Origin of the sequence: Bacteroides sp. (assembly GCF_030151085.1) — a bacterium.
Classification (GTDB): domain Bacteria; phylum Bacteroidota; class Bacteroidia; order Bacteroidales; family Bacteroidaceae; genus Bacteroides.
Genome location: NZ_JASLER010000014.1, coordinates 1 through 22,300 on the forward strand (window position 1 = coordinate 1; position 22,300 = coordinate 22,300).

At 50.2% G+C, this 22,300-nt stretch carries 14 protein-coding genes and 2 pseudogenes; 3 read left to right on the forward strand and 13 right to left on the reverse strand.

Going from position 1 to position 22,300, the window contains the following annotated elements; all coding sequences use genetic code 11:
* The 7 genes and pseudogenes from Q1W14_RS03045 to Q1W14_RS03075 all read right to left on the reverse strand — a co-directional run.
* Positions 1 to 1,396 (reverse strand): annotated as a pseudogene (locus Q1W14_RS03045) (hypothetical protein); the annotation flags it as partial.
* Between the two features lie 170 nt (positions 1,397 to 1,566).
* Positions 1,567 to 2,142 (reverse strand): endonuclease domain-containing protein, encoded by a 576-nt coding sequence (locus tag Q1W14_RS03050; protein ID WP_300699177.1) that lies wholly within the window; start codon positions 2,140 to 2,142, stop codon positions 1,567 to 1,569.
* Between the two features lie 257 nt (positions 2,143 to 2,399).
* Positions 2,400 to 4,787: a fimbrillin family protein gene (locus Q1W14_RS03055; protein ID WP_300699179.1), complete on the reverse strand. Its 2,388-nt coding sequence runs from the start codon at positions 4,785 to 4,787 to the stop codon at positions 2,400 to 2,402.
* A 315-nt stretch (positions 4,788 to 5,102) separates the two neighbouring features.
* A complete protein-coding gene (locus Q1W14_RS03060; protein ID WP_300699181.1) occupies positions 5,103 to 7,451 on the reverse strand; it encodes an Ig-like domain-containing protein in 2,349 nt (782 codons plus the stop codon).
* The gene (locus tag Q1W14_RS03065) at positions 7,448 to 8,824 is read right to left on the reverse strand and encodes a FimB/Mfa2 family fimbrial subunit (protein WP_300699183.1); all 1,377 of its coding nucleotides are present in this window, start codon (positions 8,822 to 8,824) and stop codon (positions 7,448 to 7,450) included. Before Q1W14_RS03065 ends, Q1W14_RS03060 begins: the two co-directional genes overlap by 4 nt.
* A 115-nt stretch (positions 8,825 to 8,939) precedes the next feature.
* Entirely contained in the window at positions 8,940 to 10,106 is a 1,167-nt protein-coding gene (locus Q1W14_RS03070) for a hypothetical protein (protein WP_300699185.1), read from the reverse strand.
* Between the two features lie 540 nt (positions 10,107 to 10,646).
* Complete coding sequence (locus Q1W14_RS03075; RefSeq protein ID WP_300699186.1) at positions 10,647 to 12,449, reverse strand: long-chain fatty acid--CoA ligase; 1,803 nt, start codon at positions 12,447 to 12,449, stop codon at positions 10,647 to 10,649.
* A 113-nt stretch (positions 12,450 to 12,562) separates the two neighbouring features.
* Between Q1W14_RS03075 and Q1W14_RS03080 the strand changes: the two genes are divergently transcribed.
* Positions 12,563 to 13,636, forward strand: coding sequence for a M20 family metallo-hydrolase (locus tag Q1W14_RS03080; RefSeq protein ID WP_300699188.1), 1,074 nt, complete (start codon positions 12,563 to 12,565; stop codon positions 13,634 to 13,636).
* A 5-nt stretch (positions 13,637 to 13,641) separates the two neighbouring features.
* Here the strand turns inward: Q1W14_RS03080 and Q1W14_RS03085 are convergent, their stop codons facing one another.
* The 4 genes and pseudogenes from Q1W14_RS03085 to dut form a co-directional block, all read right to left on the reverse strand.
* Positions 13,642 to 14,964 (reverse strand): peptidoglycan DD-metalloendopeptidase family protein, encoded by a 1,323-nt coding sequence (locus Q1W14_RS03085; protein ID WP_300699190.1) that lies wholly within the window; start codon positions 14,962 to 14,964, stop codon positions 13,642 to 13,644.
* A gap of 27 nt (positions 14,965 to 14,991) precedes the next feature.
* On the reverse strand, positions 14,992 to 15,600 hold the full coding sequence (locus tag Q1W14_RS03090; RefSeq protein WP_300699192.1) for a DUF4292 domain-containing protein: 609 nt from the start codon (positions 15,598 to 15,600) through the stop codon (positions 14,992 to 14,994).
* Positions 15,578 to 17,408, reverse strand: a pseudogene (locus Q1W14_RS03095) (tetratricopeptide repeat protein). The gene Q1W14_RS03090 and the pseudogene Q1W14_RS03095 overlap by 23 nt, the downstream one beginning before the upstream one ends.
* Positions 17,409 to 17,423: 15 nt before the next feature.
* The gene (gene dut, locus Q1W14_RS03100) at positions 17,424 to 17,855 is read right to left on the reverse strand and encodes a dUTP diphosphatase (protein WP_300699290.1); all 432 of its coding nucleotides are present in this window, start codon (positions 17,853 to 17,855) and stop codon (positions 17,424 to 17,426) included.
* 226 nt (positions 17,856 to 18,081) lie between these two features.
* Between dut and dgt the strand changes: the two genes are divergently transcribed.
* Positions 18,082 to 19,431 (forward strand): dGTP triphosphohydrolase, encoded by a 1,350-nt coding sequence (dgt, locus tag Q1W14_RS03105; RefSeq protein WP_300699194.1) that lies wholly within the window; start codon positions 18,082 to 18,084, stop codon positions 19,429 to 19,431.
* Positions 19,432 to 19,482: 51 nt separating this feature from the next.
* On the opposite strand, the gene Q1W14_RS03110 is transcribed toward dgt, so the two are convergent.
* Positions 19,483 to 20,460: a GNAT family N-acetyltransferase gene (locus Q1W14_RS03110; RefSeq protein ID WP_300699195.1), complete on the reverse strand. Its 978-nt coding sequence runs from the start codon at positions 20,458 to 20,460 to the stop codon at positions 19,483 to 19,485.
* A gap of 42 nt (positions 20,461 to 20,502) precedes the next feature.
* Positions 20,503 to 21,321 carry a 1-acyl-sn-glycerol-3-phosphate acyltransferase gene (locus tag Q1W14_RS03115; RefSeq protein WP_300699198.1) on the reverse strand — a complete coding sequence of 273 codons (819 nt, stop codon included), beginning with the start codon at positions 21,319 to 21,321 and terminating at the stop codon, positions 20,503 to 20,505.
* A gap of 225 nt (positions 21,322 to 21,546) precedes the next feature.
* Here Q1W14_RS03115 and Q1W14_RS03120 point away from each other — a divergent pair, with 225 nt between their 5' ends.
* The gene (locus Q1W14_RS03120) at positions 21,547 to 22,050 is read left to right on the forward strand and encodes an RNA polymerase sigma factor (RefSeq protein ID WP_300699200.1); all 504 of its coding nucleotides are present in this window, start codon (positions 21,547 to 21,549) and stop codon (positions 22,048 to 22,050) included.
* Positions 22,051 to 22,300 lie beyond the last annotated feature (250 nt).

A 22,300-nucleotide genomic window follows, 5' to 3' on the forward strand; every position in this document is an offset into this window, starting at 1 on the left:
GGCCGGAGACGGTGTGGTTCGCACCGTCGAAGGTGCCGCGGTAAGGGTGTTCTAAGTCCTTTCCTATCGGCGTCCATTGGTTGGTGGCGCTGCCGGCAAGGTCGATGTCGGCGGCAAGGGTGGCGTCGGGGCAGACGGCGTCGGGGTTGCTGGTGTAGTCGATGCTGTTCACGTAGCTGCTAAAGGCGGCAAGTCCGCGGGCGGTGCGTATCGTCCAGCGGCTGCTCATGTCGCCGGGGGTGGCGAGGGTGTAGTCGCTCTGCATCCCCTCCTCGTCGCCCCATCCTGTGGTGCCTCCTTTGATGGCGGCGGTGCTACGGGTGGGCGTGAGGGAGAGGCTGAGGGGGTAGCGGGTGCCGGGGCGCAAGGGCACCGGTGTGCCGTCGGTGGCGCTGCTGACGGGGGCGGTGACTGTGTAGGCAGGCGTGTCGGCAGTGCCCCCCTTGGTGAGGGTGGCGGTGAGGGATTGGAGGGTGTAGGTCGTTGTGCTTGTCGGGTTAGAGGCGTCAGCGATGGCTTGCCACGTGCCTGTGCCTGGCGTGGCGCCGGGGGTGTAGATGAAGGGGATGTCGTCCTTATTTGTAATTCCGTCGGAGTTGGTACTCACGAGGCGTCCGGTCAGGGTGTTGATGCCGTCGTATGCCTCGGGGTAGCCGCTCACGCTGAGGGCAGTCTCGGGCAGGGAGAGCAGGGCTAACTTGTGGCGGAGGCAGGCGGTGACCTTGCCGTCGGTGCCTACGCGATATTCCGCTGCCGCCAGCGTGCCGTCGGTGGTGCGGCGGGTGCCGGCGTAGAGGCAGTCGTAGTACATACGGGTGTTGGTGGCGGGGTCGAGGTAAGAGCCGCCGATCTGGTAACACAGGTATCCGTCTTCATCGGTGAAGATGCCTCGGGGACTGAAGTGGAACTCCAGCCGGAGGTTGTCCCAGCTCTCGGCGGGGCGGTCGGGGTTGGGGCGCAGCTTCACTTCTTCGTTGAGGGTGGGGCCGGCATAGAGCGTCCAGGTGCCGGTGGCGGTGAGCTTGGCGTAGGCGGTGCCTTGGCCTTCGGGGGTGTCGAAGTCGCCGTCGAAGTCATAGGCCATCAGTATCACGTCGCCTTCCTCGAAGGTGCTCACGATGGGGCGTTCGATGGGGGTGGTGATGCCGGCGCGGGTGGTGGCGGCACGGGGGGCAAGGGCTGCGTGACTTTCTACGGTGGCGGTGCTCAGGGTGAGGTACGCGTTAGGGTCGACGCCGGTGTTGGGGTCGAGTTCGTCGGTGGTGGCACACGAGGCGAGTGCGAGGGTGGCAACGGTGGCCACGGCTGCGGCGCCGTTCAGCAGTCGGGCTGCCATGCGGGTGGCACGTGCGGCGAGGCTGCGGGGGATGGATGTTATTCTTTTCATGTTGTTCATTGTTATATTATATAATTTATTATTTCTTGTTTCAATTCCGGCTCCTCCGCCTGAAAGGGGAGGTGCCCGTAGGGCGGAGGGGTCTCACACAATACTAAGTTACTTCTGACTTGCGGAAGACCCCCTGTGTGGAAAACCCCCTCCCCCTCCTTCGTCGGGTACTCCCCCTTTCAGGCGGGAGAGTCCTTGCGGGTTTCAAGCAAAAACTCCTCCTTGCAGGTTTCAGGCAAAAACTCCTCCTTGCGGGTTTCAGGCAAAAACTCCTCCTTGCGGGTTTCAAGCAAGAACTCCTCCTTGCGGGTTTCAAGCAAAAACTCCTCCTTGCGGGTTTCAGGCAAGAACTCCTCCTTGCGGATTACTCCTGCCTCCCCCAGTGCCTCTTCAATATGGCGTAGCACGTTTTCGGGTTGCTCGAACACCATACGGTTCTCGAAGCGTAGCACGCGTATGCCGGCCACTTGTTCGAGGTAGCGGGTGCGTTGCTCGTCGTGCCGGGCACCGTCGGGGGTGAAGTGTGGCGCGCCGTCGAGTTCCACGGCCAGGCGGGCGGCGGGACAGTAGAAGTCCAACACGTATGCCCCCACGCTATATTGCCGGCGAAACTTGCATCCCGACACCTGCCCCGCCTTGAGCATCCGCCACAGGGTGGCTTCGGCAGGGGTGCCGTGGGTGCGCAGTTCGCGGCGCAGGGGCTTCACGTCGTAGCGATTGACCTCCTTATTATTGTCGTTGCGTTGATAGCTCATATCTATTGCTTTTTTATTGTTATTACTAAACTCCTCCGCCTGAAAGGGGAGGTGCCCGTAGGGCGGAGGGGTCTCACATAATACTTAAGTTGCTCTTGCTTTGTGGGAGACCCCCTCCCCCTCCTTCGTCGGGTACTCCCCCTTTCAGGCGGGAGAGTCCCATGCGGATTCAGGCGGGAGAGCCTGAGTTACTCTCATTAGTTACTCTTGCTACTTACTATCATTACTTACTACTTACTACTCACTTCCTCCCCTCCTTACTTCCTCACCTTCGGCGCCGCTGCCGTCTTCGTCCAGCGGTAGGGGCAAGTGATGGCGGGGACGGTTCCGTTGGCGGAGAAGGCGCCGGTGTTGTAGGTGTCGATGGCATCGTTCATCGCCTTCACCTTGCCATTCAGCCCGGCAGAGGTGGGGATGATGCCGCCGTCGGTGTTGGTGATGCCGCCGACGACGTCGTCGACGCTGTAGACGCCATTGGTGCCCAGCTCGTTACTGCCCACATAGAAGGAGGTGCTGACGGTGGCGGTAAGAGAGTTGAGGTAGCCGAGGATGCCGCCGATGTGCGACTGCCCCTCCGCGCCATTACCGCCTCCCTGGCCGGCCGTGGGCACTTCGGTGCTGAATGAGGCAACGATGGATTTCAGACTCAGTCCCACCACGCCCCCGGCATACAATTCGCCTCCGGCGTTGAAGGTGATGGCTCCGCTGTTGCTGCACGCCACGACCTCTGCACTGCTCCATCCCGCCACGCCGCCGATGTGGAGGATGCCGGTGGTGGCGTCCGTTGCCGAGCCGCTCACCGCCGCCGTGTTGGTGCAGCCCAGGAACTGACTGCTGGCAGAACCCACTACGCCACCGACAGTGGCCGTACCCTTCGCCGTGGCTGCGGATACGGCGCCCGTGGTGTGGCTACAGCCCGTCAGGGGGGTGTCGCTGCTCTCGCCGCAGATGCCGCCCGCAAATGCCAATTCCTGGCTGCTGTTTGTGGTGCTTGCCGTGGCTGTCACCACGCCGGTGGAGGTGCAATCGTTCAAGCTGCCGCCGATGCCGCCGTTAATGGCGACGCCCGCGATGCCGCCGGCACGGACGGTGGTATTCACTGCCGCCTCGTCGCCCTCGGCGGAAACGCTCACCTCGCTGTGGCAGTCCGTCAGGGTGGAGCCGTAGGCAAAGCCCGTGATGCCGCCCGCATAAATCGACAAGTCGGCTTTGCCTTGCGCGGCTGTGATGCTGAGGTTGACGCTGCCCGTCACGGTGAGGCGCTGCACAGTGGCGCCCGCTGCAAATCCAAAGAGCCCTTGGTAGATAGTGCCGCTGCCGGTGTCGAAGCCCGTTCGCGTATCGTCAATGTAGAGCCCTTTCACGGTGTGGTGGTTGCCTTCGAATACTCCTTGATAAGAATAATCGAGGCCTTTCCCTATCGGCTTCCAGCTCTTGCCCTTGCCGTCGGTGCCGATGGTGGCGCCGCACAGGGTGCTCAGGTCGATGTCTGCCATGAGGCGGGCGTTGCTCTTGCGGGCTTCTAAGGTAGAGGTGCCCGGTATCGCGATGCCGCAGAAGATGCGGTCGGCGCCGTCGTCCGTGCCATTGATGAGGTCGGCAAAGGCTTTGAGGCCTTGGGCGGAGTGTATCTCGTAGGTGGGGGTGCCGGTGCCGGGGGCGAGGACGAGGCCGGGGTTGTTGGTGGCGTCGAGGGGGGTGCCGGCGGTCCATTCGCCCACGGTGAAGGAGGTGAGGGTGGCGATGTGGTTGCCCACGGTGAGCTGGAAGGTGTAGCTCTTGCCGGGGGTGAGGCCGGTGGTGGCGAGCAGGTCGTTCACTTTCACGGTCACGGGCTGGCCGGCAATGGTCATCGTGAGGAAGTCGGCGCCGGCGGCGTACTTGCCCGGTGCGAGGATGGCGGTGTAGCTATGCAGCGCGGCGGGGCTGGCGTCGGGGCTGACCAGGGGGAGGACGGTCTGCGCCGTGGGCAGGGTGACGCCGGTGGCGAGGTCGAGGGTGGGCAGCTTGAACTGCACGCTTTCGAGGGTGGGCGGCGTGGTGCCGAACTCGTTGCGGTAGGCGGTGATGCTGACGGTGACCTTGGCCAGGCGGTGGGTGAACCGGAGGTCGACGGTGCGGTCGGCGTCGGTGCGTGCCTTGGTGGCGGTGGCGGTCATCCAGTCGGCGGCGCGCAATTTGTCGACGTCGGTCTGCGTGCCGGGCAGGGTGAAGGTGGCGTAGGTGGTGGTGGTTTCGCCGACGGGCATGTAGGCCTCGAAGGTGTTCTCGCCTTCCGCCCAGGTGAGGTAGGGGGAGGTGACGGGGGTGCCGGCGGCATCGGTCAGGGACCAGGTGGCGGGGGCGGTGTAGGTGTAGTGGGCGGTGTTGGTGCCTGCGTTCGCGGTGGTCGCGGGGGTGGTGCCTGCGGTGTTCGGGGTGGTGTTCGTCACGCGGAAGCGGTCGGTGCCGATGACGAAGGCGTCGCCGGTGGATTCGGTGTTGGCGCGGGTGGAGGCGCCGGCGGTGTCCTCCCCTTGCAGGGTGGCGTTGACGATGACGGCGTTAGGGTCGCCGAGGTAGGTACTCTCCCACTCCTGCTCGTTGTTACAGGCGGCGAGGGCGAGTAAACCGGCGGTGGCGGTGAGGATTGTTTTTATCTTCATATTGTTATTCTTGTTTTATTAATTTCTTATTCACTTGTTCTTGGCAGGGGTGACTCTTGTGAGTAGCAGGGGTAACTCAAAGCTCCTCCGCCTGAAAGGGGAGGTGCCCGTAGGGCGGAGGGGTCTCACACAACACTTAAGTTGCTCTTGCTTTGTGGGAAACCCCCTCCCCCTCCTTCGTCGGGTACTCCCCCTTTCAGGCGGGAGAGCCCATGCGGATTCAGGCGGGAGAGCTGAGTTACTGCTGCTTCACTCTTATTCGTTACTTCTGCTGCTTCACTCTCATTAGTTACTGCTACTGCTTCGTGCTCCGGCTTAATGCGTATTCAGCGACCCTCCTGTCTCGTTGCCCCAGCTATCGGCGGTGATGCCTCCCGGGTTGGCGGGGTCGATGACGGTGATGGTGCATGCAGCCGTCTTGCCTCCGTCCGTGGTGGTGACGGTGATGGTAGCGGTGCCCACTTTCACGCCGGTCACATTTCCTTTAGCGTCCACCGACACGATAGCGTCGTTGCTGCTCGTCCACGTCACTGCCTTGTTGGTTGCATTCGTCGGGTTCACGGTAGCCGTCAACGCTTCGGTCTTTGCCCGGACAAGCGTAGCGCTGGTCTTGTCGAGGGACACGCCGGTCACGACAATCGGATTGACCGTCACGGTGCAAGTAGCAGTCTTCTTGCCATCCTCCGTAGTCACGGTGATGGTGGCGGTGCCCACGGCTTGCGCGGTTACTACGCCTGCGGCGCTCACGCTTGCAACGGCTGCATCGCTGCTTGTCCATGTCACTGCCTTGTTCGTAGCATTCGTGGGGTTCACGGTAGCCGTCAGCGTTTCGGTGGCGCCTACTAATAAGGAAGCAGCGGTCTTGTTCAGCGTTACGCCGGTGACGGGGGTAATCACGGTCACGGTGCAGGTAGCGGTTTTCTTGCCATCGGCGGTAGTCACGGTGATGGTGGCGGTGCCGTTTGATACGGCGGTAACTACGCCAGCGGCGCTCACGGTGGCAACGGCTGCATTGCTGCTGCTCCATGTCACTGCTTTGTTCGTTGCGTTCGTGGGGTTCACGGTAGCGGTCAGCGTTTCGGTGGCGCCTACTAATAAGGAAGCGGCGGTCTTGTTCAGCGTTACGCCAGTCACGGCAACGGTTTCCACCGGTTTTTCAGTCACTGTGACGGTGCAGGTTGCTGTCTTCTTGCCGTCCTCGGTAGTCACGGTAATGGTGGCGGTGCCGGCAGCATTTGCGGTCACAAGTCCCGTTTCGCTCACACTGGCCACGGTGGCGTCGCTCGACTTCCAGCTCACCTTTTGGTTAGTGGCAGTCAGCGGAGAGATCTTATATACAAGCTGCTTCGTGCTGCCTTTTGCGATGCTTACGGTAGCTTCGGCAAACGATACGCCCTCTACAGGAGTCGGTTTATCGGGTTTTGCCGGAGGAGTGACCTGTCCGCTTACAGTGCCGTCGGCAATGTCGGCCTCTTTGGCCTTGCTGGCATCTACCGATCCGTTCACTTTGGCGCCTTCGTTCACTTTGATCTTTCCGTCCTCGGTCACTACGATATCGCCCGTGACGCCGGTGCTGCCGATGGTGATGTCTCCGCCGGTGATGGTGCCTTCTACGGTGCCGTCTACCAGCAGCGAACCGTTGCCCTTCATTATGATAGCGCCTTTCACCTTTCCGGTGGGGCCGATAATCAGGCTACCGCCTTCTATGGTAAGGTCTCCTTCTATGACTCCATTCAAGATGAAAGTGTCCGGGTTGGTCGTTGCCTTGGCGCTTCCGTTGATTTTGCCCGCTTCAATCAGGAAGGAGCCCTTCGGCAGGTTCACCATCAGGATATCCTTGGCAGATGGGGTGGCGGTGCCCACGGCAATCGTCTCGTTATTGGCTGCCCGCAAGATGATGGTGCCGGTATAGTTGGCATCTTCTATCGTCAGCGATTCGGTGAAGGAGGCTCCTTCGGCCAGGTCGATGGTGATGTTGGGATTATCTTCGGCCTTCAATTCGGCGGGGAGGATCAGCTTTGCGCTTCCCTCCACACTGGTGGGCACGGAGACGAGGATGTTTCCTTTCTCTTTCGGAGTCTGGAGGGGGTACTCGGTTCCCGTCCAGGTCTGCTTCTCCTTCTCGGCAGGCTTCACGGGTTGTACCACGGTGATGGTGGCGGTCTTCGGGCCTGCGCTGATGGTGATAGTGCCCTTGCGTTGGTCGGTGTACGAGAGGTTGTTTTCCTTAATGGTGATGGTCAGCGTGTGCTTGCCGGGCTCTCCTGCAAGTTTGTCGACGGTGAACCAGGTGGGAGCCGGGTCGCCCAGGCTGAGAGTCCACGACTGATTGGTGGTGAAGGTGGTGGTTACGGTACCCATGTCTGCCGTGGGCAGGGTCAGAGTAGGAGTTTCAACTTCGATTGCGGGCTTAGCCGAATCATCGTCCTTGCTGCAAGAGCAAAAGCCAACCGCTGCAAATAGAACGGTTAGAAGTAGTGTTCTGATTTTCATCTTTTCTTTGTTGTTTAAAATGTTATTATTAGATTGCTTATTCATTGTCATTTCGTTAATGCCACTGTTGATGTCATCGTTCTGTTGATGTTTCGTTGATGTCATTGTTGATGTCATTGTTCCGTTGATGTCATCGTTTCGTTGCTGTTCCGTTGATGTCATCGTTGTCATTTCGTTATCGTCACAAGTACGCTACGCACCGCCCGCGACCGAAAGCTGGGGGTGGTGCCGATGGGTTCGGGGGTGTCGGTGCCTCCCCAAGTATATTTCAAGTAGCTACCGTCGGTGGCGGTGCAGAGGTATAACGCTTGCGAGCTGCTGGCATCGCCTCCGGCAGCTGTAAGCAGGTTATCGAAGGCGCCCGTGGTTTTTCCCACCGCCCTGCGGGCATCGCGCAACGGGGTGACTTCTGCCTCGGTGGGCAATCGCCATGCACCGGGCAAAGTTGCCAGGCTGTAGTTGATGATGGTGCTTGTGGCGGCGGCGGGTTTTAGTCCGCCCCACTCTTTGAGGGACATCACCAGCAGTGTGGCACCGGTGGTGGTTACGTTACTCACGCCCATTACGCAAGCACCCCTCCAGATGGAAGGCACAGTGGGGATGGACGCCACGGAGATAGCATCGCCACTCGCGCTTCCGCTACCGGGTTCGTTTCCGCCGGATTCACCGCCGCCGCCCGATTCGCCGCCGCCCGATTCACCGCCACTACTCGACCCTGCACCGAAGTTGAAAGAAATGTTGACCGGAGCCTTCCAGCCCTCGGCTTCGAGCACCCCGTTCACGGCAATGCCCTGCTTGTAACTGCCGCTCAGCACGTAAGGAGTGGCGGCAAGCAAAGACTGGTGATGCGTGTAGCCATAGGTAGAAATAGTGCCGTTGGCACGAGTGAGGACGATGGAAAATATCGTTTGTTGTCCGCTACCCGGAAAGAGGTGGAACTGGGGCGTGCTCCATGTGCCTGCCGTTGCCTGCTTGGTGCATGTCACGGTATTCACCGCACCGGCATCGCTGAAGCTGCCCTGCATGCAGTAGCCGGTATATTGCGGCGAGAAGCGCACCTGCACGGCAGTCACATCCTCCGGCACATCGGTGAGGGTAAGCGCGAGGCGTGCCACCCGGTAGCTGAGACGGATGTTGGCCGAAACGGCGGCATCGCCCACCGTGACGTCGGCATTGCCGCTCATCAGAGCCGAGGCGGCGGGGGTGCCTCCCTTCAGGGTAATGAGGCTTGTGCGCTGCATGGGGCTGGGCAGGGTATATCCGTCGGTGCCCGCCAGTGCCGCCAGGTGATAATCACCCGGAAACAGGTTCAGGGCAAGGGCTTCGCCGGCACCGGTGATGGTTTGCGAGGCGGCACACTCCCCTTCGGCATCAAAGGCATAGACGGTGATGGGGTAAGCCAGGGTGGCGCTGCCCTCGCCGCGGGTCTCTACCAGCAGCTTCACAGGCGATTCGTTTGTAGTCTCTTCAGCATCGTCGATGCGATTGACGCAAGCGGCAAACAGGAGGGTTAAGATCATCAATAGGGATGTTACTTTCTTCATAATTGATAGAGTTTTGTTATTGTTGATTTTCTACGTTATGGTGTTCAATCGGTGTGTGGTGTTCAATCGGCATGCAGTAATCAATCGGCATGCAACATTCAATCGGCATACAAGCTCATATCATCGTGTTCATCAGCCCCAGTACACGTGCCGACCGGGAGTTCAGATTGTCGAACGTAGGGTTCAGCTGCCGTATCTTATCGGCTATAAGGCTGCTTGCGTTTATACTCTGTGCATAGGCGCGCGCCTGCGCCACCGAGTCGAAGCGACGGATGTAAAGCAGTTTTTCGTCTTGCAGTTCCACTTCGCGCTGCTTGTACTCCAGGTTGGCGGTGAGCTGCACACGGTGATGACCGGGACGGACGGAAGATTCGGTGATGACCACCCAGCAGGGTACATTATTACGCCGCAAAGCCGCCTTGTCGTAACGGCGGATCAGCCAAAGTTCCTCTTCGGGCTGGTAGAGCAAGGTATAGGGTTCCTCCCCCCACTGCTCGGTGGTGTCAGTGCGATAGGGTGACACAAAACGGAAGTGATACTCCACCACCGTGAATGCCGCCACAAACACCACCCATACAATAAGCAGCACGGGCATCGAAAGCCAGAATGCCGCCTGAGTAAGTGACACGCCCAGCAGGGCAAACAGCAAGTAGTAACTGCCGGGCATCAGTTCCCGAAAAAGAGTCAACAAATTGGCACCTCGCAGCGACTCTCCATTCTCTCTCACTTCACGAATCAGCTCGATGAAATGGGCGAAAATAGCAAATATGCCCATTGCCAGCGTGAAGAATCCAAGCCAGCGCGTGGGCAGAAAACGAAACAGATCGGTGATGACCACACCGCCTGCAAGAAACCACAACAGGACTGCTTTCCACGTGCGGTAGACGTTGAGTGAGTTCGTTTGTTCGGCTGCCTGCGCAGGGGTGAACTCGTTCAACTTGTGGAAGCAGATGGTGCGGTGTAATAGGTAGGCAGGCAGCAGGGCCGTGTAGAGCAGCAGCAGGCTGTCTGTAGAGAACAGGAGCCCACGATGCAGGAAGAGCGCCATAGCCGCCAATGCAGCCAATATCAGCGCCACAGTCAGTACCACGCGTGCCTCCTGCGCCGGATAGTAGTAGCGGTAGGCACGGCACAGGTAGTCGTGGGCCGGACGTATCCAACGGGGCATCCACCGGGTGTTGTAGATGGATAGCGTGTGGGGTGCAACCAGCCATCCGCACATCGCTGTAAACATAGCGAGTGCCAAGAAAAATACATGTTGAGAAGGAGCCATTGTTTCCATTGCGTATAGATATAAATGATCTTTTAATTTTGCTGTGCAAATATGTCTATTCCACACCAATAGCTTTGACCAAATACGCAATTTCTTTGACCAAATACGCAAACCACTGATTAGCAGCAGTAAAAAAGCTCACTTTTAACATTTAGGAAGGAGATGTTCACGGTGCGGCAGAAGGCGGAAAGAGACAAATAATGCCGCCCGACAATGCGACAACCAAGCCGAAAGAGTGGCTTTAAGGCTGGCAACACGTGGGGATAAACTAAAAAAAATCGGAAAGGAAAGGGGGACAAAACCGGAAAAGGCAAGCGGACAAACCTCCAAAAAGGAGAGCCGCCGGGCACCATCGGTCTAGGAAGTTGCCGAGGTGGCTACTAACAAGCAGAGGAGGCAGTCTTGTGCATAGGACGGTGCAATGAAGGTAACTTGTGCCGCAGCCTCGTCTTGTGGAGACGAGGGATTGCAGGCAACAATAAGCATTACTAATAGAACTGTGGTAAAGTGGTTTTTAGTTCTTTCAGTATGAGGTAACGACTATGTATCTTACTCATACATTTTATCTATCAATTCCTTGTAGTTCTTCTCCACTACGGCACGCTTCAACTTCAGGGTGTTCGTCAATTCGCCACGCTCCATGCTGAAGGGTTCGAGCAGCAGAGTGAAACGCTTGACCTGTTCATACTGGGCAAACGACTGCTGCAAGGTGTCAATGCGTGCACGGAACAGCGCCTGTATTTTAGGATGCTGCAACAAGTCTTCCATATCTTTGTACTCAATGCCTTTTTCCTTCGCATAGTCTTTCACAAAACCATAGACAGGAACAATGAGTGCAGAGACAAACTTGCGTTCATCGGCAATGATGGCTATTTGATCGATGTAGCGGTCGATGGACAGCTTCGTCTCAAGAGCTTGTGGAGAAATGTACTTGCCGTTGGAAGTCTTGAAAAGGTCCTTGATTCGCTCTGTGAGATAGAGCTGATCGCCTTTCAAATAGCCGGCATCGCCTGTGTGAAACCAGCCATCGGCAGTAATTGCTTCGGCAGTTGCCTCGGCTTTCTTATAGTAACCGGTGGTTATAGTCTTGCCACGAAGCAGTATCTCATTGTTTTCGCCTATCTTCACTTCTACATCAGGCAAAACCGTTCCCACGGAACCAATCTCATATCCTTCGTTCAAGAAGCAAGACACAGTAGCTGTAGATTCTGTCAAGCCATAACCTACCACCATATTAATGCCGACCGAATGTACAAATTCACAAATCTCATCAGGAACGGCAGCACCTGCTGTAGGGAAGAAGTTTCCGTTTTCAATACCAATCGTCTTCTTTAGCAAAGCGTAGATGGTCTTTTCGTAGAATTTATATTTCAGATGGAGGAGCATGGGAGGAGTCTTACCTTGACGCAGATAATCTATATTATGCGCCCTGCCCACTTTAATTGCATCCAGCATCAATGCTTTCTTCATACCCGTCTCCTGGTTGATCTTCTCCTGTACACCGGCATACACCTTCTCCCAAAAACGAGGTACGCTACACATCAATGTAGGACGTATCTCCTTAATAGTTGTTTGAATATCTATCGGACGAAGGTTGATACAGATCTGTACACCTCTATGAATACAAAGATAACACCAAGCTTTCTCGAATACATGTGTCAACGGCAAGAAGTTCATTGAGACATCCTGATCCGTCATAAACGGCAAACGAATATCATGAATGCGAAGTGCTTCCCGATAGTTGAAATGATGTAGCATTACACCTTTCGGTTCACCGGTCGTACCGGAGGTATAAAGGATATTGGCCAAATCATCGTCCGATGCCTGTGCAGTACGTTCTTCCACAATGTCATTATGCGGCAGATCCTTACCCATCTCCAGGAATTCGTCGAAGTAGATAGAGGTCATATCGCGCTGGTCGCGTACCACGCTGCGGTCGAAAATAATGAGTTGCTGCAAAGACTGGCAGAAGCCGAATATACTAAAAGCAGCATCATACTGGAACTGCTCGCCCACAAACAAATAGCGAATCTGCGCATCATTGACGATATACCGGGCTTGTGCAGATGAACTGGTTGCATACAAAGGGATGGTCACAGCACGATTGGCAAATGCTCCGAAATCGGTAAACAAACATTCGGGCTTGTTTTGAGAGAATATTCCGATATTCTCCTGCACTTCAACCCCCAGAGCCACCATAGCATTAGCGGTCTGACGCACTGTTTGGGAGAATTCATTCCAAGAAATCGGCAGCCATTGCGATGTCTCATAGTCCCTATATTTAAGAGCTACTTTATCTCCATACTTTTCTGCCTGGCGATGCACCATAACAGACAAATGATGATATGTCATAACGTTATGAATTAGTAAATAACACGCAAAGGTATTAGTTTTATTTGAAACTATCTGCATTTTTCAGTATTTATCCGTAAGTTTGCAACTTAATAATCAATAAACTTCCAATCATGATATACGATATGCCCACCTTAGTTTCTGAAGCTACAGGCCTATTAAAAGCACTCATTTCTATTCCTTCTCTTAGTCGTGACGAAGAAAAAGCGGCTGATTATTTACAGAATTACATCGAGATGCAAGGCATGACCACCGGCCGAAAAGGTAATAATATTTGGTGCCTCAGCCCAATGTTTGACCTCAAGAAACCTACTTTGCTACTGAATTCGCATATCGATACCGTTAAACCTGTAAACGGATGGAGAAAAGACCCGTTCACTCCTCTCGAAGAAAACGGAAAATTATATGGTTTGGGGAGTAATGATGCCGGAGCAAGTGTAGTAAGCCTCCTGCACGTTTTCTTGCAATTGTGCCGTACGACACAAGCCTACAATCTGATTTATCTTGCTTCTTGCGAAGAAGAAGTTTCGGGTAAAGGTGGAATAGAGTGTGTATTGCCGGAACTACCTCCTATACAATTTGCTATTGTAGGAGAGCCGACCGAGATGCAACCTGCCATTGCAGAGAAAGGTTTGATGGTGCTGGATGTTACAGCTTACGGCCGTTCGGGACACGCCGCCCGGAATGAAGGAGATAATGCTATATATAAGGTATTAAATGATATTGCCTGGTTCCGCGACTACCGCTTTTCCAAAGAATCAACCTTTTTAGGACCTGTGAAGATGAGCGTAACGATGATAAATGCCGGTACCCAGCACAACGTCATCCCCGACCGCTGCACTTTCGTGGTAGATATCCGAAGCAACGAATGTTATAGTAATCAGGATCTCTTCGAAGAAATACAAAAGCATATTACCTGCGAAGCTAAACCACGTTCTTTCCGATTGAGTTCCTCGCATGTTTCACCGGAACATCCGCTAGTACAAAAGGCAGTTGCTATGGGACGTACTCCTTTTGGTTCTCCCACTCTCTCCGATCAGGCATTAATGCCATTCTCTTCCATGAAAATGGGTCCGGGCAAAAGCAGTCGCTCGCACACTGCCGACGAATTTATTTTTATCAAAGAAATAGAAGAGGCGATAGAAATGTATCTAAATCTATTGGATGGTGCTGAACTAATTCATTAACAAGATCAGCGGTTTAACCACGGTTCCGGATTCAACTTTTCTTTTTCCCTTCTTAATTGGAAATGCAGTACTGTGCGGCCGTTATCCGAGCCGTCGGAGAAAATTTGTCCGAGTGATTGCTTGGTAGTCACATTGTCGCCTTGCTTTACAGAAGCAGAAGACAAGTTACAATAAACGGAAATATAGTTTCCGTGACGAACGAGAATATTGAATAGTCCATTTAACTGGAAGACGGCAGCTACTTTTCCGTCGAATATAGCACGAGCTTGTGCACCTGCTTTTCCTTGGATATCAATACCTTTATTATCTAGTTTGACATTGCGCAATCCTTCTACCGAGTATTGTCCATAATGGCTGGTGATAATATAGGGTCCGGTAATAGGTATAGGCAATTTACCACGGTTATTAACGAAATTGCCGGATAATTCACGATCATCCCGACTCATAGAATAAGTTTCCAAAGGAGCAACTTTAGTCTTTGTCTTTTCTACTGTAGTAGTGGTAGCAGTAGTTGTTGCCGATTCTTCCTTCTTCTCATTCGCCTTTTTGCGGGCAGCGGCTTCACGACGGGCTTCCTCTTCGGCACGCTTACGCGCTTTCTCAATCTCTTCTGCAATCAAGCGATCAATGCGGGCATTAAGCTGATTAGCTTCACGGCGTTTCTTCGAAAGCTCATTTTGAATGCCCTTCTGCTTTTTCTGCAAATTGGCAACAAGGGTCTTTTTCTCTTTCTCCTGATCCTCTAACTTAGCCTTTTCCGCCTCACGCTCTTTCAGCAAACCTTCTTTAGCAGCCTTTACTTGTTGCAACTCCGCTTTCTTTCGATTTACCTGCTCTTGCTTTTTCAGAACTTCTTCGCCTTGCAAACGCTGGTAAGTAGCGTATTCACGTACATAGCGCAAGCGACGATAGGTTTGTGCCAGACTTTTGGCAGATAAGATAAACATCAGTTTCTCCTCTATCGAACGGTTTTTATATAGATATTGTACAGACGAATCGTATTTCTGTTTCTTATCTTTCAAGTCGCGTTGCAAACGGGTCAATTGCCGTTCCAAAGAAGTCAATTCACGTTCTATTGATTCTACATCATTATTGATGGTTAGAATGTAACGTTTGCGTTCTTCGATTTGTCCGGTCAATGCAGCAAGACCATTCAGCTGGCTGCCAACGTCTTTCTTAGTAGTGCTCAAAAGTGTTTCAGATTCAGAAATCTGCTTTTGCAGACTTCCACGCTTGCTTTCCAATTCCTTAATCAGCTTATTGGATTGGGCAAGAAGCGGTGTCAACAGACAGAAACAACTTATCAAGATACAAAAAAGACGTCTCATTGTATTTGCTATTTGACTATTCAGTATTTACTCTATCCCTTTCTGCAAACCCATCAACATTTCCATTAACTCACTCAACTCAACCTTCTTGTATTTAGCAGAAATTCCGGTCGGTGATATCGAGAAGGCTTTATCCGAAAAGTTGGAAAACTCTATCTGCCCCTTCTCCATAGATGGTATGCCTAATTCTGTTGCGGTCAGAATTTTCTTTCCATTTGGTCTGGCAGCTGCGTAAAGCAACTTTTCCAGGTGTGCGAAATTGAATTTCTTAGGTAATACGTCCTTCAATTCTTTACGAGTGGTTTGTACATAACGCTTTCCCATACGGTCCACCAATAATATATCATCCGGTGTAACCTCTATCCGGGCAACTTCAGAACGAAGAATCGGCATGAGGAAAGAAATCTGCATACGTTCACCACTTTTCAACTTCATCGTACCATTCACTGTAAAAACGGCATCTTTATGAGGAATGGTCAACTGTACCTTCGAAGAAAGATAACCGGAAGCATCCGGCAGGGGTGAACCTGTCTGACGAGTAGTTTTACATCCCGAAAGTCCCACAATCATCAGAAGCAGGAAAGACAAAACACGAAGTGTCTGTATTACATCGTTATTCAGTAGTTTGAGTTTCATCAGCTATATATTTCTTTTTTGCTATTTTCTGTTTAATTGTCTTCGATTTACTACCCATCTCCAGTGCCTGATTCCAGTATTTTAATGCACCTTCCACATCTCCGGTCATATAATAAATGTCGCCGCAGTGTTCCACCACAACATCGCTTTTTGCTCCGTCGTTTTTCATGGCATCATCAATGTAAAGACGTGCCTCGGCATAATTGCCTTTTTCAAACAATATCCAAGCGTATGTATCCAGATAAGTGGCATTATTCGGTTCGGCCTTCACCGTTTTGTAGCTCATTTCTTCCGCTTTATCCAAGTCACGGCGTTCTACAGAAAGATAATAAGCATAATTGTTCAAAGCGCCGATGTTCTTAGGATTATACACTAAAGCTGAATCGTATGCGGCATAAGCCTCTGCCTGATGCTTCTTGCTATGGTAGGCATCACCCATAATAGCATAAAAATCGGAGACCACTTCTTTCTTGCTATCATCCTTTACATGCTCCAATGCCTTCTGAGAAACGGCAAGTGCATCGTCAGTGCGTTCAGCCTGATTATAAGCAATAGCCAAGTAAAAATAGAATTCCAGCATATCGGGATTCGCCTCTACACCGGCTTCACACAAGTTCATCAAATCTTTGTAATCTTCCTTGCGTACCGCTTCGCCTAACAACATCATACGTGCTGCCGTATTGGTAGGATCAATAACTAGCACTTGTCTAAGCACAGGCAATGATTCTTGATTCATCCCTTTGGATAAAAGGTATTGAGCATACAACATGGGGAGTTGAGCGTCATCGGGATCTTGCTCCATAATACGATTAAAAAGGGTGATAACCTGAGTGCTATCCTTACCTTCCTGCTCACTTTCTACCACAAACTGACGCATCACATTCAACTTCGTATCCGAAGGAACTTTCTTATTCAGCAACAACGTGTCCAATTGTTGTTGATAAAGCTCTTTTTGCCCGGTCTGATCACAACGTGTCCAATTGTTGTTGATAAAGCTCTTTTTGCCCGGTCTGATCATAATATGATGCCAACGAATACATCGCCATAGCATTCTCCGGTTCTTCCTTTAATATTTTCTGATAGATATTATAGGCTTCTTCTTTTTTACCGTTCTGCATATAAACATCTCCCAAGACCACCTGATACCGGGTGTCCATAGGATATTCAGCAACCAAGCTCTCTATTTCACGGAAGGCACTTTTATTATCTTTCTTTTGCAGATAAATACGGAACTTCTCCATACTCAGCTGCTCATTCTTACCCATCCTGTCTTCCAGTTTATTCAAGACCACAATTACCTTATCATAATCTTCCTGACGATTATAAATATCCAGCAAGTTATAAAGTGGGTCCATTTTGCCGGAGAAACGGGTAGTCATTCCTTCTAACAATGGAATTGCTTTCTCCAATTCATTCTGTTGCAAATAGAGGTTTGCCAATCCCTGGCTATACCAAAAGTTATCCGGATCATTCTGCACTGCTTTCTCCATAGCAGCTATCCCCTGTGGAATTTGTTTGAGAAAAATATAGTATTGTGCCATCTCATACAAAGCAGACGAAGCGTTCGGATTGATAGTAAGGCAATGTTGCAGCATATTGAAAGCAGTGCCATAATCTTTCTGAGTCTTCTGCCGAATTGCCTCCAGATAGAAATAATTGTATTTACGTTGTTGCTCAGACGTCAGGGTATCTAAAGCAGTAACTGTTGCCACCGAACAGGTATGCGTTTTCTGACGAGCTGTACCGCAAGAGACAAACAAGACCCCGATCAACAACAAACCTACAATCTTATTCTTCATATTTTTCATTGAATCTTCATTTAATTATACTCCCGTATGTCCAAAGCCACCGGCACCGCGTTCGGTCTCATCGAGTACCTCTACAGCTTTCCATTCAATCTGTTCATGGCGTGCTATCACCATTTGGGCAATACGTTCTCCATCTTCTATAACAAATGTTTCCGAAGAGAGGTTGACCAGGATGATACAGATTTCTCCACGATAATCCGCATCAATCGTTCCGGGTGAATTCAACACTGTAATTCCCTTCTTGATTGCTAATCCGCTACGCGGACGAATCTGTGCTTCAAATCCGGCAGGTAAAGCTATATACAATCCTGTAGGTACCAGACAACGTGCCAAAGGAGCCAAAGATATTGATTCCGAAAGATTAGCACGAATATCCATACCGGCAGATAGTTCTGTGGCATACGCAGGAAGCGCATGTTTTGATTTATTGATGATTTGTACGTTCAACATGATAATAATTACAAATTACGAATTATAAATTACAGACTGCCCAGCTCTAAAAAGCCGAACTGTTATTCTTTTAAATGGACGAAAGTACGGCTTTTTATACAAAATAGTGATACATTTGCAGTTAAATTATAACAAAGGACGCAGTACACCCCCTTTTTAGCACTTTTGTCTGTCATCCCATAGCTTATAATTTATAACTAATAATTCGTAATTTGTACCTATCATGATGAATTGGAATACGCTTATATCTGCCAAACGTTTCGGACTGGAAGAATTCCACGAAGAACGTATCGAAAACCGATCTGAATTTCAACGGGATTATGACCGTCTTGTTTTCTCAGCTCCTTTCCGACGTTTGCAAAACAAGACGCAAGTGTTTCCGCTTCCGGGAAGTATATTTGTACATAACAGATTGACGCATAGCTTGGAGGTGTCATGCGTAGGACGTTCATTGGGCAATGATGTTTCTAAAGGATTACTGCTCCGTCATCCGGAATTACAAGATTCTTTCCTTGCAGAGATAGGATCTATCGTCTCCGCCGCCTGCCTTGCACACGATTTGGGAAATCCTCCTTTCGGGCATTCGGGAGAGCGTGCCATTTCCACATTCTTCTCTGAAGGAAAAGGTATGTCTTTACAAACCAAGCAATCTAATGGCGAACAACTGACACCCGCCCAATGGGAAGACCTGACACACTTCGAAGGAAATGCGAATGCTTTCCGCCTTCTCACCCATCAATTCGAGGGAAGACGCAAAGGAGGATTCGTCCTTACCTATTCCACCCTTGCCAGCATTGTAAAATATCCCTTTTCATCGAGTTTGGCAGGTAAGAAATCCAAGTTCGGTTTCTTCACTACAGAAGAAGAGAGTTTCCGTCGGGTTGCTGATGAACTAGGAATGAAAAAGATTAATGATTCACCATTAAAATATGCCCGCCATCCGTTGGTTTATCTGGTAGAGGCAGCAGATGATATTTGTTATCAGATGATGGATATTGAAGATGCCCACAAATTGAAGATTCTCACAACACAAGCAACACAGGACTTACTGCTCTCCTACTTTTCCGAAGAGCGTAAGTTGCGCATGCTTAATACACTAAATATCGTCAGTGATGTCAATGAGCAGATAGCTTACCTCCGTTCCTGTGTTATCGGATTGCTTATACGGGAATGCACTCAAGCCTTCCTCGACAATGAAGGGAAAATCCTAGACGGAGAGTTTGAAGGAAGCCTCATCAAGCACATCTCTGAAAAGCCGAGAGCTGCCTACAGCCATTGTGCAGCTGTGTCAATGGAAAAGATATATCGGTCAAGAGATGTATTAGATATAGAACTTGCCGGTTTCCGCATTATCAGTACATTACTAGAGTTGATGATTGACGCCGTTCGCTCCCCTGAGAAAGCTTACTCGCAACTACTTATTAACCGGGTTTCCAACCAGTATAATATAAAAGCGCCTGCACTCTATGAAAGAATACAGGCGGTGTTGGATTATATTTCCGGTATGACAGATGTATTTGCGCTCGACTTATACCGGAAAATAAACGGTAACAGCCTGCCGGAAATCTCTTAATAGCAGGAAGTTGATAGTTAAGAGTATATCCACTTACCTATCAACTCTCAGCTAAATAATAATTTTGTTTGCTCCCGATGTAATCTTGCATGCATCGGGTTCATTCTCTATGAACGACTCAATATGACGGATGCGCTTATCTGCAAGGATTTCATCTACAGCAATCAGAATACCGGTTTCTTCTACATCACCGAAACCATAGTTGATAGCTGTACCAAACATACGCATAGTCGGGCTAAGACTCATATAAGCATTCACTAATGGAGGAATGTTGTAACCCAATTTGCGGATTTCGCAATTCAAGATCTTATAGTCTTCTTTAAACGTGTCCTTACAGAACAAAGCAGCCAAATCTTTCTCATCTGATTCCAAAATCAACGGTTTCATCGGGGTAATCAAGTTGTCCTTGTCACCAAAATGCTTCTTCAAGAAATAAAGAATCATGTCACGTCCTTGACGGTGATAGCTGGGGTACATGGTTACTTTACCAAAAAAGTACTTCACATTCGGCATAACTACTGTCAACGCACCCAGTCCATCCCACAAATTATCCAATGCAAACAGACCTTTACTGTCTGTGCGGGTTGATTGATATTCGAGGGTTACGAACGAGCGACCCAATTCGATGGTAGTGGGGAGATACTCATTCAAGAATGTCGGTGAAAAATTAAACATGTGCGCCGTAGCAAGTATAGGAACGCAATGCTCGTCATACTGAACATCAGTACCTAATATATAACGATAACCACCAAGAATTTCTTCTGCTTCAGGATTCCAAACGATCAATTGCTTGTACGGATTATCCATGATATCATATTCATCAATATCCATCGATTTGCCTGTTCCTCCTCCAGCGGCACGGAATGCTATTTCACGCAAACGTCCGATCTCGTTCATCGTATTCGGGGAGTCCTGAGCAGTAATGATATAAATTTGGTTATGACTTCTGTTGGTCATACGCAAACGCTTCTCCTCAGTTAACTCCGCTTTCAGCAATTCTTTGCTTATCGGTGCAATAATATCTTCCATATTTTTTTGTTAGTAGTTCTTCTTTAATTATATACAGTATTTCTACAGTTTATATACGATATCCTTCACATATTGAGCCCACTGTGCAGGGGTTTTCGACTTATCAAAAGTCTGCCATGGGATAGGTTTTCCAATAGTGACGGTAAACGTCTTATGACGGTTCTTTAGCATTTCGTCTGCCAGATAGAGCATGGCTATATTAATCTTAATACCCAATGCCTTGCAAAGATTAGCTAAATTATAAAAGAAATCAGAGTTCCGACCTTCAAAATGGATAGGCACGACATCACGGTGGGACTCAACACTTTTCACTATAAAAGTTTTCTTCCAGTCCAAATCACGAATTACTCCATTCTGGCGACGGGAACATAATCCTGCGGGGAACATAATCAGTTGGTCGTCCGATGCAAAACCCGCTTCCACCATTCGGGGGAAATCCTTAGCCTGCTTACCTGTTTTGTTTATTGGAATGCAAAGCGGAGCCAGTCCTTGGAGATTCATTAACAAGTCATTGACCATGTATTTCACCTTACCATTATAAAAGGAACCGAGTACATATCCCAACGCTACTCCATCTTGCCCCCCCAAGGGATGATTGGATACTAAAGTACACAACCCTTCTTTAGGAAGATTTTCTTCTCCTTTCACTACTATCTTAGCGTCAAGGAATTCAAGGCATGCTTTTAGAAAGTCTACCCCCACTTTATCTTTCGAATCCCGTAAGAAGACATTCAACTCCTCCTGATGAATAATCCGTTTCAGGTAGGAGACGACGAATTTAGGGATATACTTAAAGTACTTCGGTGCTTTTTCCCGAAGTATCTTATCTATGTCAATCAAAAATAATGAGTCGTCAGCCATTCTTCTTTCGATGAAATGAATGCGCAAAATTAACGCATCTTTTTAATTAATCGCAAGAAAACAGCAGAAAACTACACCTGATATCTATCAAAATACACCTGATATCTATCAATTGACAGTTTTTCCCCTAAAGAGTGTTTGAAATTCGTCGGTCGAAGAGAAAGAATATTCGTAGAATTGCAACACCAAACGAAACGAACAATTAACATTAAAACATAACACATTATGAAGAGTGTAACATTTGCAAAAGACCTGGTAGGAGTTCAAGACGATTTATTACGCTTTGCATTCAAACTAACTTCCGACCGTGAAGAAGCCAACGACCTGCTCCAAGAAACATCTCTGAAAGCTTTAGATAATGAAGATAAATATATGCCCGACACGAATTTTAAAGGTTGGATATATACCATCATGCGCAATATCTTCATTAATAACTATCGCAAGGTAATGCGTGATCAGACTTTTGTCGATCAGACTGATAACCTTTATCATCTGAATTTACCCCGTGACGCTGCCTCAGATAACACCGAAAGCGCTTACGACCTTAAGGAGATGCACCGCATCGTCAATTCTCTTCCGCGCGAATACAAAATACCTTTCTCCATGCACGTTTCCGGATTCAAATACCGGGAGATAGCAGAAAGACTGGGACTTCCCTTAGGCACAGTGAAGAGTCGCATTTTCTTCACCCGTCAGAAGCTACAACAAGAATTAAAAGATTTTGTTTAGTAAAAACAGGAACAATCATCTATATCCATTAATTATAGTACAGATTTTAGTAGTATCAAAGAATAAAGGCAGACCGGAGAATCCGGATCTGCCTTTATTCTTTTTGAGAATGTCACAATTCTGGCACGGTATTCTATCAAAACACACCTAATATCTATCAATTGTTAGTTTTATCCCTAAAAAGTGTTTAAAATCCACCCGCCTCATCGGGAATTCTTCCGTAAACTTGCATCAACAAACAGAACGAACA